13 protein-coding genes and 1 tRNA gene are annotated in these 13818 nt (G+C 54.8%); 11 read left to right on the forward strand and 3 right to left on the reverse strand.

Annotation, left to right across the window (positions count from 1 at the left end):
* Positions 1-31: 31 nt before the first annotated feature.
* From ACXAET_RS04190 to ACXAET_RS04225, 8 genes are all read left to right on the forward strand, one after another.
* Complete coding sequence (locus ACXAET_RS04190) at positions 32-586, forward strand: hypothetical protein (protein WP_475181539.1); 555 nt, start codon at positions 32-34, stop codon at positions 584-586.
* The gene (locus ACXAET_RS04195; RefSeq protein WP_475181543.1) at positions 576-983 is read left to right on the forward strand and encodes a hypothetical protein; all 408 of its coding nucleotides are present in this window, start codon (positions 576-578) and stop codon (positions 981-983) included. Before ACXAET_RS04190 ends, ACXAET_RS04195 begins: the two co-directional genes overlap by 11 nt.
* Positions 984-995: 12 nt before the next feature.
* Positions 996-1208, forward strand: coding sequence for a hypothetical protein (locus ACXAET_RS04200; RefSeq protein ID WP_475181546.1), 213 nt, complete (start codon positions 996-998; stop codon positions 1206-1208).
* Positions 1195-1416 carry a hypothetical protein gene (locus ACXAET_RS04205; protein WP_475181549.1) on the forward strand — a complete coding sequence of 74 codons (222 nt, stop codon included), beginning with the start codon at positions 1195-1197 and terminating at the stop codon, positions 1414-1416. Before ACXAET_RS04200 ends, ACXAET_RS04205 begins: the two co-directional genes overlap by 14 nt.
* Positions 1376-1849: a hypothetical protein gene (locus tag ACXAET_RS04210; RefSeq protein WP_475181553.1), complete on the forward strand. Its 474-nt coding sequence runs from the start codon at positions 1376-1378 to the stop codon at positions 1847-1849. The genes ACXAET_RS04205 and ACXAET_RS04210 overlap by 41 nt, the downstream gene beginning before the upstream one ends.
* 28 nt (positions 1850-1877) lie before the next feature.
* Positions 1878-2213: a hypothetical protein gene (locus tag ACXAET_RS04215; RefSeq protein ID WP_475181557.1), complete on the forward strand. Its 336-nt coding sequence runs from the start codon at positions 1878-1880 to the stop codon at positions 2211-2213.
* 327 nt (positions 2214-2540) lie between these two features.
* Positions 2541-2678 carry a hypothetical protein gene (locus ACXAET_RS04220; protein ID WP_475181560.1) on the forward strand — a complete coding sequence of 46 codons (138 nt, stop codon included), beginning with the start codon at positions 2541-2543 and terminating at the stop codon, positions 2676-2678.
* Positions 2679-2746: 68 nt separating this feature from the next.
* Positions 2747-6295, forward strand: coding sequence for a hypothetical protein (locus ACXAET_RS04225; RefSeq protein WP_475181563.1), 3549 nt, complete (start codon positions 2747-2749; stop codon positions 6293-6295).
* 856 nt (positions 6296-7151) lie between these two features.
* On the opposite strand, the gene ACXAET_RS04230 is transcribed toward ACXAET_RS04225, so the two are convergent.
* Positions 7152-7775, reverse strand: a complete 624-nt coding sequence (locus tag ACXAET_RS04230) for a peptide arginase family protein (RefSeq protein ID WP_475181566.1) — start codon at positions 7773-7775, stop codon at positions 7152-7154.
* Between the two features lie 320 nt (positions 7776-8095).
* Here ACXAET_RS04230 and ACXAET_RS04235 point away from each other — a divergent pair, with 320 nt between their 5' ends.
* From ACXAET_RS04235 to ACXAET_RS04245, 3 genes are all read left to right on the forward strand, one after another.
* The gene (locus ACXAET_RS04235) at positions 8096-8782 is read left to right on the forward strand and encodes a recombinase family protein (RefSeq protein WP_475181570.1); all 687 of its coding nucleotides are present in this window, start codon (positions 8096-8098) and stop codon (positions 8780-8782) included.
* A gap of 532 nt (positions 8783-9314) precedes the next feature.
* Positions 9315-12299, forward strand: coding sequence for a phage tail length tape measure family protein (locus ACXAET_RS04240; RefSeq protein WP_475181572.1), 2985 nt, complete (start codon positions 9315-9317; stop codon positions 12297-12299).
* A 9-nt stretch (positions 12300-12308) separates the two neighbouring features.
* Positions 12309-12473: a hypothetical protein gene (locus tag ACXAET_RS04245; protein ID WP_475181576.1), complete on the forward strand. Its 165-nt coding sequence runs from the start codon at positions 12309-12311 to the stop codon at positions 12471-12473.
* 114 nt (positions 12474-12587) lie between these two features.
* Here ACXAET_RS04245 and ACXAET_RS04250 read toward each other — a convergent pair.
* Positions 12588-12662 (reverse strand) — tRNA-Val (locus ACXAET_RS04250).
* A 113-nt stretch (positions 12663-12775) separates the two neighbouring features.
* On the reverse strand, positions 12776-13510 hold the full coding sequence (locus tag ACXAET_RS04255; RefSeq protein WP_475181580.1) for a hypothetical protein: 735 nt from the start codon (positions 13508-13510) through the stop codon (positions 12776-12778).
* Between the last annotated feature and the right edge of the window lie 308 nt (positions 13511-13818).

A 13818-nucleotide genomic window follows, 5' to 3' on the forward strand; every position in this document is an offset into this window, starting at 1 on the left:
TTCATCTCATAATCAAACACTTGGAGGGCTTATGAGCCACGGACTCCATTATATCAGCACGGCTGAAATGTGCCGTGCGTACAGTATAACTTCACGTACCGCGCATCGCTGGCTAAATGAGCGCGATCCGGTGTTGCGCCATCGTGAGGGCACTGAGCATTTCTATGCGCTTGCGGATTTGATCCCTCGCGTTCCCGATCTGCCGCCCTTGCTGCATCTCTCGCGGCAGGCTCGTGTTGCCGCGCCTGCCGATATGGATTTGGGACCTGCGCCACAGTCTCGCTCGAAGCGCCTATGGGTCTCCCTCGGTGATGCTGAACGCGAACGAGCCGCAGAGATTCAGGCTGAGTTTCGGGAAGTTGTAGCACGGGCGTTCTGGGAGAAAGTTGTACATCTGGATTCCGCCTTTCTCACCGACGCTCTTTTGATCCACCCCGCGACCATTCACGCAATCTTTGGCGATGATCTTCCCGCTGATTGGGAAGATTTTTGCATCGCGTTCACCATCAAGAACAGCTCGACCACAGCCATTTGGAACATGGCTAAAACCAACAACCACTACGAAGGATATAAACATGCCGCATGACGCAGAGTTCGTCATTACAGACGAAATGATTGCCTTTCACGAAGAGGCGACCGGGGCAACGGAAGCCCTGTTGGAAAACTTGAACAGCGCTAGCGCCGGTGCCCGGTTGCCATCAGTCCTTGCGAAGGTCACTGCCATCGTGGCTACCGAATACGGGGTGGAAATCACCACCGATCAGGCATTGACGCTTCCCGGCGTTAAATCGGCGGTATTGGCAAACGTCGATGTCGACCGCGATACGATCATTTCCAGCGCGCGCAACAAGGTCCCATCCGTGGCCTACGCCGCTGGAAACTGGGCGCGAGAAGCGGCTGACGAACACCAGCAGCCTGCGAACTGGGATGACTTGCCGCCTGCGGAAAAGATCAACTGGGCGCGCCGCCATGGCTTGGCATAAGGCGGTGGCGCAATGATTGCCCCAGAGAAATCACTGTTTGCAGGGGGTCCAATCCCGCCGTCGCTCACTGCTGCGCAGGAGAAACGCAAGATCGCGCGCGACGACAAGTGGCGCGCAGTATCTGAGCTTCGCTCCGGCATGTCGCAAGCTGAGAAGGATGATGAGGAGGTGCGTCTCCTTGCGGAGATCGACGCCATCTTGGAGGCTCGCAATGCGGCAGATTAACAAGATGCCTCGTGCTTTGCAGCGTGCGCTCAGACGCGCCCAGTTGTGGCATGCTCACCAGCTTTTCTATCCGGACTACACATCATTCAGAAACGCATGGGCTGAAATTGCCGAGGCCGTCGAAAAACGGCTACTCGACGAATTCCCCCCTCAAAAAGGAACATGTGATGCGGGTGTTGAACGCCAGCCGATTTATCAACGACATTGAGCGGGCTGAAGAGCGCGTCGAAGTGATGTTTCGAAACAAGGTGCGCCGGTTGGTCAGCGAAGCGCTGCGCCGACTAATTGAGAAAACACCTGTTCATTCCGGGCAGGCGGTGGCGAACTACGTTGCCACTGGCGGCGTACCGTATTCGGGTCCCGTGAGGCCGGGGTACGCACCCCAGCCGGGGACGAACAGCATGCCGTTGGGTGGCGAAGAAAACCGCGCCAAGGCTTCGGCTGACGCCATGGCGACGCTCGCCGCCGTGGATTTCTCGAACCCCTATCAATCCTTCTACATCACCAACCGAGCACCTCATATCGATGGTTTGGAAGCGGGGGCACTACCCAGAGCGCCTTATAAGCCGCGATCCCCAGCCGGGATGTTTGGCGTAACGGTTCAAGAGCTAACGGCGCTCTTGGCAGCAGACAAAATCTAACAACCAAACCTGACTTGGAGAAAATGAAATGTTCGATATCGAGCACCCCGGCACAGTTGCCGGAGAAACCGCTCGCGTACTCTTGGCGCGTATTTACAATCGCGACAAGCGCGATGGCCTCGGGGGCTACCACATCAACCGGCAGGACGCCGAAAAACTGCGCGCGCTTCTTGGTGAGGACTTCGACGCAGCGATGACCGCTGCCGGGTTTGAACCGCATCCTCGGCATAAACATCAGCTTTGGACTGGCCCACGGGCACCCGGCGGTGACGGCGCGAAGATTCGTTTTGAGCCCCCTTGGCCGCTGTTGCAGGCGATTGTCGGTCATTTCGGCGATCAAGTAAGCAGCGCAGGACCCTCATGAGGTGCGACGGGCTGTCGCATCTCATCAATGTTCCCAATGCCATTTTGTCTGACCTCAGTTGTGTGATTTTGCAATTGCACAATTCTTGGGCGGTTTTTGTCACTTAGAATTGCTCAATCCATGGTTGGGGAAAGTGCGCCTGACAGCCCCGATCAGATGCAAGCAGATGTGACATTTTGCAAATAATGCCATTTTCCGTGACCTTACAAGACGCTGAAAACACACAGTAATAACAATGCACTAGGTATTGATTTGAAGGTGAATCGGTTGCAGCTTCCCGGTGTCGGGCAGACCGGCATGTCAAAATCAGAAGGAAGGATAAGGGATATGGAAAATCAACTCTTGGTAGCGTGCGAACAGATCAAGCAGGTTTCGGAGCTTGAGCGGACACCAGAAATGACAGCGCGTTTGCGGGCTTTGTTCCGCGAGGCTTCCGGACTGCTCGATGAGTTGGAAGCTGCGTGACAGCAATGGGCGGCGTTAGCCGCCCAGACAAACAGAAGGGGAAAAGAAACTGACTAGGAGAATATTGAATGCCCAGAGACACCGACCCGGTACTTGAAAACGAACCTGATACGCCCTTCGCGTGGGCTGATATCGACCGGGATTTTTGCGACGACAAGGACCTGAACGAAATCTTTGACGACTTGATTACTCGTCAGATCGAAACTTATGGCAACGATCTTGATACGCCGTGTACAGAAGCGCAGGAATTGTTGAAGCAATGGAATGTGGACGAGGACCACGACTATCTGCCCGATTGGCAGGAGGCTGTTGACCGGCGTCAGCCGGAGCCGGATGCTGGACCCCAGCTTCTGAACGATGCCGACATCCTCGGCACGGAGCCTGAAGGGCTGGGCGAGTTCCTGTCCCGAGAGGCCTCACTGCTGACCGGCGAGTTGTGGGGGGCCAAGGATCGCCGCAATACGCAGGACGGTGATTGGAAGCAGGTCACTCTGCCATGGGGCGCGTGGATCGGCGGGCAGGAAGGCACCAAGAACACGGCTGCGTGGGGTTTCTCACGTCACCCTGTGGGCAAGGACAAGGCTGGATCATCTATTGTTCTGGGTTCATCCATCGGCGGTGCTCGTAAGGCCAAGGCCATGGACACGATGTTCGCCATGGGCCTCGATGTGGACTCCGGTGCCAAGCTAGACGACGTTCTGGACACGTTGGAAGCGGAAGGCATTCTGTGCTTCGTTTACACCTCGTTCAACAACGGTAAGCGTGGAATTGAGCTGAAGCGGGACGAAGTCCTCCGCAAGATGCAGATCACGCGGGACCCGGAAGAATCCGAAGTCCGGCAGTTCCTGCGAGAGCACGACAAGAACCGCTACGAAGAGTCCTTCATCGCAGAATGCACGATCAAGGAGCAGAAGCATCAGACCACGGACGGCGTTAAGATCATTCTCGACACGCCTCCGCTAGAAAAGTTTCGTCTGATTTTCCCGCTGGCGGTGCCGGTCAAGATCATTGAACTGGCGGAAACTCACGAGGCTGCGCTTGCGATCTGGGAGAACAAGATCACCGGTCTGGCCAGAAACATCTTGGGTGTTCACTTCGATACGTCGTGTACCGACCCGTCGCGTCTATTCTACACCGCTCGTCACCCCAAGGGGACTGACGATTGGTATGCAGCCATCGTGCAGGGCAACCCACTCAACTTCGATGATATCCAGCCGATGAAGAAAGCTGCATATGCTCGTGACCGCAACAGCAACGCTTTCACGATGGCTGGCGCTGACGACAATCGAGTGCCCCAGTGTCGAACCCCGTCTGGCGCATCGCTGAACGAATGGCACCGTGATGCCAAGGACCGTTTCTTGATGGCGGACTTACTGGAAACTCTGTGTCCCGACAAGATCAGGGTTGCGGGTGGCGAGGCGCAGGGCCACGTTCACGTTGAATGCCCGTTCGAACATGAGCACACGTCTGAGGGCGGCACCGCCACCATGGCGGTCAATGCCATCGACGGCCAGACCGAATACTGGACTTGGTTCTGCCACCACGACGCCTGTCAGGGCCGTCACAAGCTGGAATTCCTTGAAGAGGCATTACGTCAGGGGTGGTTCGACGAAGCCGCCCTGACTGATCCAGACGCCGGATTTCTTCTGGACGTGGCGGACGGTGAAAGCGATCCGTTCGCACCACTGGACGGTGATCTGGGTAACGAAAGACTGACGCCTGAAGAACGTGCCGAGGCCTTCACTACAGATGCCACAGATGACGATATCCGAAAGTTTATCAGGAGCCTATGGCGCGACGGTGCGGACATGTCCACGCAGGCGAATGTCACGGCTGTCATCGCCCGCAACACCAATCTTGGGAAGCGGGACGTCAAGAAATTCTGGAAGGAACTGGAAGACGCGCAGAAGCGTCGTGACAAGGAAACTCAAAAGGCTGATGAAGGTCGTGTGATCGTCGTAAATGACTGGCACTTCGATGAGCAGCATTCGGAAGCCAGCCGCCGGTTGCACGAAGTGAACCAGACAGAGCCAACGTTGTTTCACAACATGCATGACTTGTGTGTGATCCGCGCGGGTTCTGATGGTCGATACGCCATCCGCACACTGGATAAGGATGGGTTCGCTCATCTCTTGAACACAGTCGTGTCTTTCCAGCGGGAAACCTCTGAAAAGTGCATTGGCGTGTCCGCACCACACGACGTCGTCAACCATTTGTATTCAGCCGACCGTTCTCAGTTTCCAGCTTTGCAGGGCATGATAACTACGCCCAGCTTCACCGCATCGGGCACGCTGCTGACGCAGCCGGGATACGATTGGGAAAGTAAGCTATTCTTTAAGCCAGACGAAAACCTGAATATCCCCGACGTGAGTCAGAAGCCCACTGAAGAAGAAGTATTCGAAGCCAAGCGCTTGCTGGTGCAGGAAATCCTTGCCGATTTCATGCTGGACGGAATGGACCGTGCAGAGACGATCCGGGCGGCTCTGCGCTGCACCGAAGAGAATGGGGAACTGGTCCCCATCCCAGATGCTGAACCACTACCGGCACCTAGCCTTGCTCATGCCATTGTCATGGCGTTGTTCCCTTTCGTGCGTGACATGATCCCCGGAAACGCCGCTGGAATTGCTATCGACAAGCAGAAACCCGGCGCGGGGGCCGGTAAGCTGGAAGCAGCCATGAGCAGCATCTTTGGAGGCCGTGGTACCGCAGCGATGGCATTGCCGACGTCGCCGGAAGAGATGACTAAGGTCCTGTTGCCTGCATTGCGCAGCGGGCACCCCAATGTCTTTTTCGACAACATCAGCAATACAGTCTATTCAGGCGAACTGGCATCAGCGATGACCGCACCCACCTATCAGGCGCGTCCACTTCACAATTCAGACTTGGTTGAAGTTGATGTGCGGTGTCAGTGGGTCATTGCTGGCATCAAGTTGAACCTGTCTGCAGAACTGATCCGGCGGTTTGTTCTCATCTACATTGACCCGAAGACTGCAACGCCGGAGAAGAGAACCGGATTCCGTCACCCTGACATTGAAGCTTGGGTGCGTGACAATCGGGGCAGATTGATCTGGGCTTGTTTGACGCTGATCCAGAATTGGATTGCTGGCGGGCGTAAGCCCGGAGGCAAGGACAAGGCCAGCTATAGCCAATGGGCTGGCGTCATGGGCGGTATACTTGATGCTGCCGGGATCAAGGGTTTCTTGGGCAACGAAGAGGATATGAAGGCGCGCTCATCGACTGTCGAAACCCCAATTAAGATGTTGATTGAACGTCTGTCAGAGTTTCCAGACGGCACCCATTTTGTGACTGGCACGATCCAGAAACGCCATCCTGTAGGCACCCAGTCACTCAAGTCCATTCTGGAAGAATTTCACGAAGACGAAGAGGGCGAAGCCAAGTCACTTAGACTGAGCGGATGGGGGTATGACTTACAGAGTGGTGATTATTTCGTACCCGAAAAGTTGGCCCACGGCTTCAAGCGTGACGTTGAGGGGGAACCTCATCTAGTGGGTGATGTAGAAGTTTCGTTTGAAGTTGTGCCCAACACATCAGGCGCAAAGCTCTGGCGGCTCGTCAAGAAGACGCTCAAGAGCTGTGATAGGCAGGAGGCGCGTTAGCGCCTCTTGTGTTTTGCGGGGTATTGCGGGGTTTGGATTAGAACCCCGCAAGGATAACCCATTGAAATCATTATATGTGCGGGGTTTGCGGCGTTGCGGGGATTGTTCACGACTGTGGGTGCGGAATTTATACATATAAACGCCATCTGTTTTACCGATACGGCTTACAATCCTCGGAAATTCCTTTCCCATATGGATTTAGTAGTAACCCCGCAAACCCTGCAACCCCGCAAGGAATAGGAAGCTGTAATAAAAACAATGAGTTATGCGCACATCAAGTTTGCGGGGTTTTGGTCCAAACCCCGTAAAACCCCGCAAACAAGTTCCGTTTTCAGATTTGCCTTATACGCCCTTGCCCGCGTTAGCGGGCCAGTACTCAGGACAGTTCCACGTGTCCTTTAATCCCGTTGCTGAGTTTGTAGTTCACCCGAGAAAAGAACTCGCCCTGCGGCACGACTGTGCCCACGCCGGATTTCACCCATCCTCTGCACTCCATCGTGAAGTTCTGGGCTACAAGCTTCCCGTCTGGGAACTTGACGCGTCCGGCGCAAGTCCATGCATTCCCATGAACCGTAATGCGAATTATACCGTACCCCGGATTCTGTTTGTCTGGTAGCACGGATGCAAAGGTCCTTGGGTTGATGAATGCGTTTGCGGGGGCAGCAATTAATGCGGCTAACACTAAGATCGAAAATAGTTTCTTCATAAATTACACCTCTTCTTCAAGTCAGGAAGTGTAAGGCGTGTGTGGCGCGAATGCGCAACTAAAGGGGCAATTTTTGGGCGGTATAATCGCCCTTGGGGTGTGGTGCCGGTTTGCCGAAATGCGTTAACAATAGATTGCTAGATTTCAGACCTAAGGTAGCTTGAAAGAAATACCCAACTCCTCGAGTAGTAGCGTTGCCATACGCTCAGTTTCTTCCCAACCGGGGGTGTAGTAGTCAGGTGTTAGGCAGAGCGTGACGACACCAACTTTCCCTGCATCCATTGAGAACCGCAACTGCTGCCCAACGAGACGTAAGTAGTCGTCAGTCACCATCGTAATGTATGAGTCATCTATTCTACAGCAGAAGTAATCTAGGTCGATGTTTACGATCCATGGAACGTCTCCAAACGATAGCCAGAAATGCAGGTTGTCCGGTAGTTCCCAAAGTTCACCAGTCTTCGAGTTTTCAAACTCTGGTTTTTCGCCGTCGGCGTGAGTGAACATGTGAAGCGTGTTCAAGTTCGAACCAAATTTTGACAGGTAGATGGACAGGTAGTTGTCCCAGCGAATGACTGGAAAGTCATGACACCCTGAGGGGTAGGTCTTTTCTAAATAGTCATCTATCGATTCATTCAAATTAGGAAGATGCTTTAGCTCAGTCGTGAGGTTTGCTGTCAACGCATCATAGTGTCGGTCGATGTGGGTGATTGAATGAGGCTTGGACAAATCTAGCTCTTGCAGCCAACACCACAACGCGGCGCGGTGATTGTCCATGACGTAGACGTTTTCATGCTTCCACAGAAAATTCTGGTTCACTGAGCCCGAATGTTTCCGACCCTTGAAAGGGATTATCCATTTGCCTGACATGGTGCGAGGTCTGACAGTGGCATTCGGTAGCGTCAAGACGTATTCCAAGATGATGAAACTCCCTCTCAGCCGCCCCCGATAAGACAACTTACAACTTGCGAGGAGCGGTTATGTTTAGGGGGTCAAAACACCAGTAACTTAAATAAACCATTGAAAAGACTCGAGAATCATGCCTCGCCGCGTTACAAAATGGGGTGACAGTAGAAAGGCCATTTTGGAAAAGGCGTATGGCGATGAAGATTGTTAGCTACATCCGGGTATCCACAGCGAAGCAAGGCGCGTCTGGGCTGGGCCTTGCAGGGCAGACCACTGCTATTGAGGCCTACGCCGCCGCTAACGCGGCTCATATCGTCGGTGCGTTTACCGAAGTGGAGTCGGGGCGCAAGAACGACCGACCGGAACTTGCCAAAGCAATGAAGCTGGCACGCGTGACAGGCGCGACGTTGGTTATTGCCCGTCTCGACCGCTTGTCCCGTTCGGCTGCTTTTCTCCTTAGTTTACAGGAGTCCGGCGTTGATTTCGTCTGCTGTGATAACCCTCATGCTACACCGCTTACGATAGGTGTGCTGGCGCTGGTGGCACAAACCGAGGCAGAGGCTATCAGTGCTCGCATAAAAGCTGCGCTTGCGGCAACAAAGGCCAAAGGAACCAAACTTGGTAATCCCAATGGTGCTGCCGCTCTACGCCGCGCAGGCAAGGGCAACACGGCATCTGTGCAGGTCATGAAAGACCGAGCTAACGCGCGCGCCAACGATCTGGCAGAAGTGTTGGAAGACCTCGAAGCGAACGGTTTCAGCACCCTGAAAGAGCAAGCGAATGAGCTAAACAAACGAGGCATCAAGACGGCTCGGGGTGGTCGCTGGCATCCGTCCAGTGTATCCAATCTCCGCAAGCGATTGGCACAGGCAGCTTAACATCACATCGGCTTGGTTCGTCGCCGCGTCAGCGGCCTGAAAAACAATAAGATTCCTTTGGCTTTCGACAGCGAATCGATGTATAATAATGATGTAAAACAATCACTTAGGGGCCCAATTGGGGAGGGTGCCTTGCTCGGGGAGGCGCGTAGATGCCTCCGGCCAATAACGGAGCAACCTGCCTCAAAGTGATGTTAGAAACTGCCGGTTGTACATCCCACCTGACAAAAGAGCGACCGGGGACCCAAGCCGATATTTTATTGAGAAAAATGGCGTTGTTCGGGGTTTCAGTTAGATTCCAAAATTTGGCCAAAAGGTTGTATTCAACGGCAACTTTCCAGTTGAGAACCGTCCCGCCAGATCGCTTCGGATAATCCGCCGTCTGTGGTAAAATCGGGTTATCCAAAGTCAGAGCGCGCGGTTTTTTCTTCCTTTGGTCGCGCGCAACTTAGGCGAGGGTCAGGGCGTCATGTCTGCCACTGTCCCCTGATCCTCGCCACCTCCTTTCCGAGCAGACAAGAAAGAACCAGCTATGGCTGAAACCCATGAACTACGCCTAAAAATTGACTCTACTGCCGCCAAGCGCGGCAGTCGCGAATTCACCGCTGCTGTCAATGCCGTAAAACAAGCCGTCCGTGATCTAGAACGGGACAGCACAGGCGCATTTGCCAAGCTGCGCAAAGGCGCGAAACCGCAGTTCGACGTGACTCCTATCAAATCCGCACGTACCGAGACCGAAAAGCTTGGCAACGCCTCAGACCGCGCGGCAGAACGTATCCGCACCCTAGCTGTACAATCCAGCAACGCCCTACGTGTCAGTACGGATCAGGCCAGCCGCCTGCGTGACCGCCTCCTTTCAATTGGTGACACGGCAGGGTTGGCACGGCTTGAAGACGGCCTCGAACGCCTGCGCGCAGGCCTGACCAACGCGACGTCCGGGCTGGATGTGCGCGAAGCCCGCGCCGGGTACTCAGACCTTGCAAGCGAGTTGAATCGGACGGCCCGCGAAGCGGAGCGCCTGCGTGCAGAAACCATCGCATCAGCCAACGCGCAGGAAACAGCCGCTAACGCGGCCACCACCCACGCTGCTGCCCTTGAACGTCTCGCACAACGCCATGATCCCCTCCGGGCCGCATCGAAGGCCTATGAAAATTCCTTGTCCGAGATTCAGCAACTTGAAGACGCCGGAATTTTGAGTGCACAACGGGCTGCACAAGCCAGAGAACGGGCTTCCCAGACGTTGGCGGCGGCATCAGGGCAGATGCGCGACTATGGCGACGCAATGCGCGTCGCAGGTCACCAGTCCACGAACGCTGCATTCCAGATTCAGGACGTTTTTGTGACCGCTGAAATGGGCATGAATCCATTTCGCATCATGACTCAACAGGGCCTTCAATTGTCCATGGTCATGGATGACATGGCCCGGACTTCCGGTGGGGCGAAGGGGGCGCTATCAGGCCTTGTGACGGGCCTATCGTCAATGATCAGCCCTATGACCTTGCTGACCCTTGCAGCCACCGGCGGGGCCGCTGTGCTGATCCAGTGGGGCCTATCAGCGTTTGAAGCGGCTGAAGAGTCCAAGAGTTTCGAAGATCGTCTGAACGACCTCTCGGCGGCGGTGACGGCGTATAAACAACACGCCGACATTGCATCACAAAGCACCAGCGAACTTACTGCTAAATTTGGCGCATTCGGCGCTCAGGCCGGGTCAGTAAATGCCGCTCTTGCCACCATTGGACGACTCGACGCGATCAGGGCGGCGGACTCGGCTGTTGCCGACCTGACAGAGCGGTTTGGCGGTCTATCCCGCACGTCGCTAGTCTCGACGCAGGGCGGGATCATCAAGGAGATTGACGATACGTTCTACAATCTTCGCGACACACTGGCGCTGACCGATGTACAGGCCGCGACTGTGGTCAAGTCGCTTGAAGGCTTGGCGACTGCTGACACCATGCAGGAAAAGGTCGCGGCGGCGAATTCCTTGAACGAAGCGTTCGTTCGGGTATTTGGATCAGTCGAAGCCATTCCCGAAGAGCTTCTGAACGTCCAGCGCGAAGCCCTTCTGGTGGCCCTACAGGTCGCAGAAATCGGCAACGAAACAGACAAAGCCGCTGACAAAATTTCCCGCATGCACGAGAGCTATGCAAAATCGCGAATTGAGGCTCAGAAAGCTACCGCGTCTGCGCAGGAATTGCTTACAGGCCTGCGTCAGCAGGCTGAGATGAACCGGCTTACCGCAACATATGGGCGTGACTCTGTTCAGGTGGCAGAAGCGCGCATTCGGGCCGAACGCGCCGCGTTTGCAGAAACGACCCGTGCCCTTGATGTATCGGAGTCCATGAAGACCGAACTTTTGGACGCATGGGAAGCCGCGAACGGCGTTGCGGCGTCGAATATGACCGGTACGATTTCCAGCGCATCGCAGGCCGCTGCCACTCTTGCGCGGAATCTAGGAGTTGCCGTGGATGCCGCAGCTTCCTTGAGCAACGCGCAATCTTCCAAAGAATACGGCGGTAGGGGTCAGGACCCACGCGCATTCGGCGATGGCGGGCGACTGTCCGGTTCGAATTATCAAGCGGACCAGAACTACACCTCAGTAAGTGATCTGATTGATCAGTTGACCAAGTCCAGCGGCGGCGGGGGACGGAGTGCTGCACTGTCCGAAGAGCAACGGGCTATCGAAGACCTGAACAAGAGCCTCAAGGATCGCCTGACCAGCTTGCAGGCCGAAAAGCTTGAGCTTGAGCTGGTGGCGTCGGGGCAATTCCAGACGGTCGAAGCTGCGCGCCTGATGGCCGAGGCTCAGGCGTCTATGGGTTCGTCAGTAGACAAGACCACCGAGGCGCTCATTCGGCAGGTGGACGCCGCTCAAAAGTCGGCAAACGAAATGAAGAACGCCGCCAACAGCGGTGCGGCGGGGTGGCTCGCTGCGGTGCCCAGCTACAAGGAAGCTGCGGACAAGATTCAGACCGATGTATTGGACAGCCTGAGTAGTGAATTCGCCAGCTTCGTCCAGAGTGGAAAATTCGATTTTGAGCGCCTTGCCGACTCGATTTTGGCCACGATGACGCAGCTCGCCGCTAAGCTCGCCGTCAAGGAGCTTTTCGGGGGCCTACTGAATGGCGGCGGTGAAGGCGGCGGCGGATTCCTCGGGAACCTCATCGGAGCCGCAGTCGGATCGCTGGCGGAGGGCGGATATAGCACCGATGCACCCGCTCAGACCGTCGCGCCGATCACGGCGTGGCGAAACGCGCCACACTTCTCAGAGGGCACAGCGAACACTAGCGGAATCCCGGCGGTTCTGCACCCGAACGAGGCAGTGATTCCGCTCAGCAAAGGGCGAAAGATTCCCGTCGATCTGGGCGGCGCAGAAGGCGCAGGCGGTGGAAACACAATTGATTTTCGCCCGATCTACCACATCCAAACCCCCAACGCGGACAGCTTCCGAAAATCGCAAAAGCAGATTGCGGCGGAAGGTCTGGCAGCGGCGCAGAAAGCGCTTCATTCGAACAGATAGGGAAAACACATGGCATACGAAATGAAGATTCCGGGGCATCCGACCGGCATGCACTACCCGAAGATCGTCAAACGGCGTCAGGAACTCGGGCTGGATGAGAAGGGCTTTCCGATCCGACGTCAGGATCAGGAAGCGGGATCGGATGATGAAAGGGACGAAACCGACGCCCGCTAAGGCGGGAAAATCCCAGTCAACTCGCTCAAAAGTACCATGGAAATTGTGGCAAAAGTACCAAGGAAGGTATATTGACTTTTCATATAAGTATTTGATTTTAAATGAAAGAAGGCGTGGTGGGTGATAAGAGATTTGAACTCCTGACATCTTCGATGTGAACGAAGCGCTCTACCACTGAGCTAATCACCCGTAGGGACGCGTCTTACAGCGAGTTCTAACCCGCTGCAAGACAGATTGATGAGCATTACAGATCAGAACCGATCAGCAAGGTCTCCGTTAGGAAATGCCTAAGGGTTTGTGGATTATCCCGGTAGGCCAGGAAGTTTCGCCAGTGGTCCACGACGGCCGAAGGTCGTTCCGCGTTCGTTGCCAAAATTCATGCGAACGCCAAAGCTGACATAAGCCTCATTTTCACTTCCTGAAACAATGGGGGACGAGATGTGGGCGACACCGATGTTGCCGTAGACTTCCGCCTGGTCAGTCGCGGCATAAGATGCGCCAACCGAGAACAGATTGAAATCAAGCACACCACCCAAGTCCCGGATGATGTCAAAACTGCCGGTAAATTCCCATGAGTCATTCAGGTCAGTTGATCCGGAAATGCCGAACAACATGCCGTCCAGATTAGAGAAGTTCGTCTCATCTTGACGGCCGATGTATCCTTCGATTTCGGCTGGCCCGGCGTCAAATCCGGCTTCCAGGCCGTAGAATTCAAAGTCAGCTTCGTCAAAGTCTTCTTGGCCGTAGAAGACACCGAAAGACACGTTGTTTGCTGTGTGCCAGTTACCATGTAGCGTCCAGTTCTCGGACGTCTCTCCAAGGTCCTGAAACCGTTGGACACCAAGATCCAGTTGGGTGCTGAACGCTCGGCTAAAGGCAAGCTCTCCGGACCCGTTAAAGCTGTATACATCTCCGAAATCAGTATCTGTAAACGTTGAGTAGTCCAGGTTCAAATAAGCGCCGGAAAACTCGGCGGCTTCTCCTGCGCCGACCAAAGCTGTGGATGCCAGAAGGCTATAAATAAAAGATTTTCTCATGATTCTGCTCCGTCATTTCTGTTTTTGCTATAGAGTCTTTTTGAGACTAAGTGAGCAGGGCTGCTTTAGTTCGATACATTGGGATTGTGGACCGCGAAGTTCAAATTGGTACGTAATGTCGCAAGGCAAACACAGTCTAAAGTTGAAACCTTTGAAGCCGTAGACAGGTAAGCGGAGCGCGAGCTGCCAATTTCTTCGATTCGACCTGCCGTCAGCACAGTCAGACAAACGACACCGCCAGATAATTCTGGGAATTCGGAAAAAACTTCAAAACGCCGCTTGACGATGTCCAAGCGTAGCCATAATAC

The sequence above is a fragment of the Ruegeria sp. AWH4_226 genome (genome assembly GCF_056159225.1).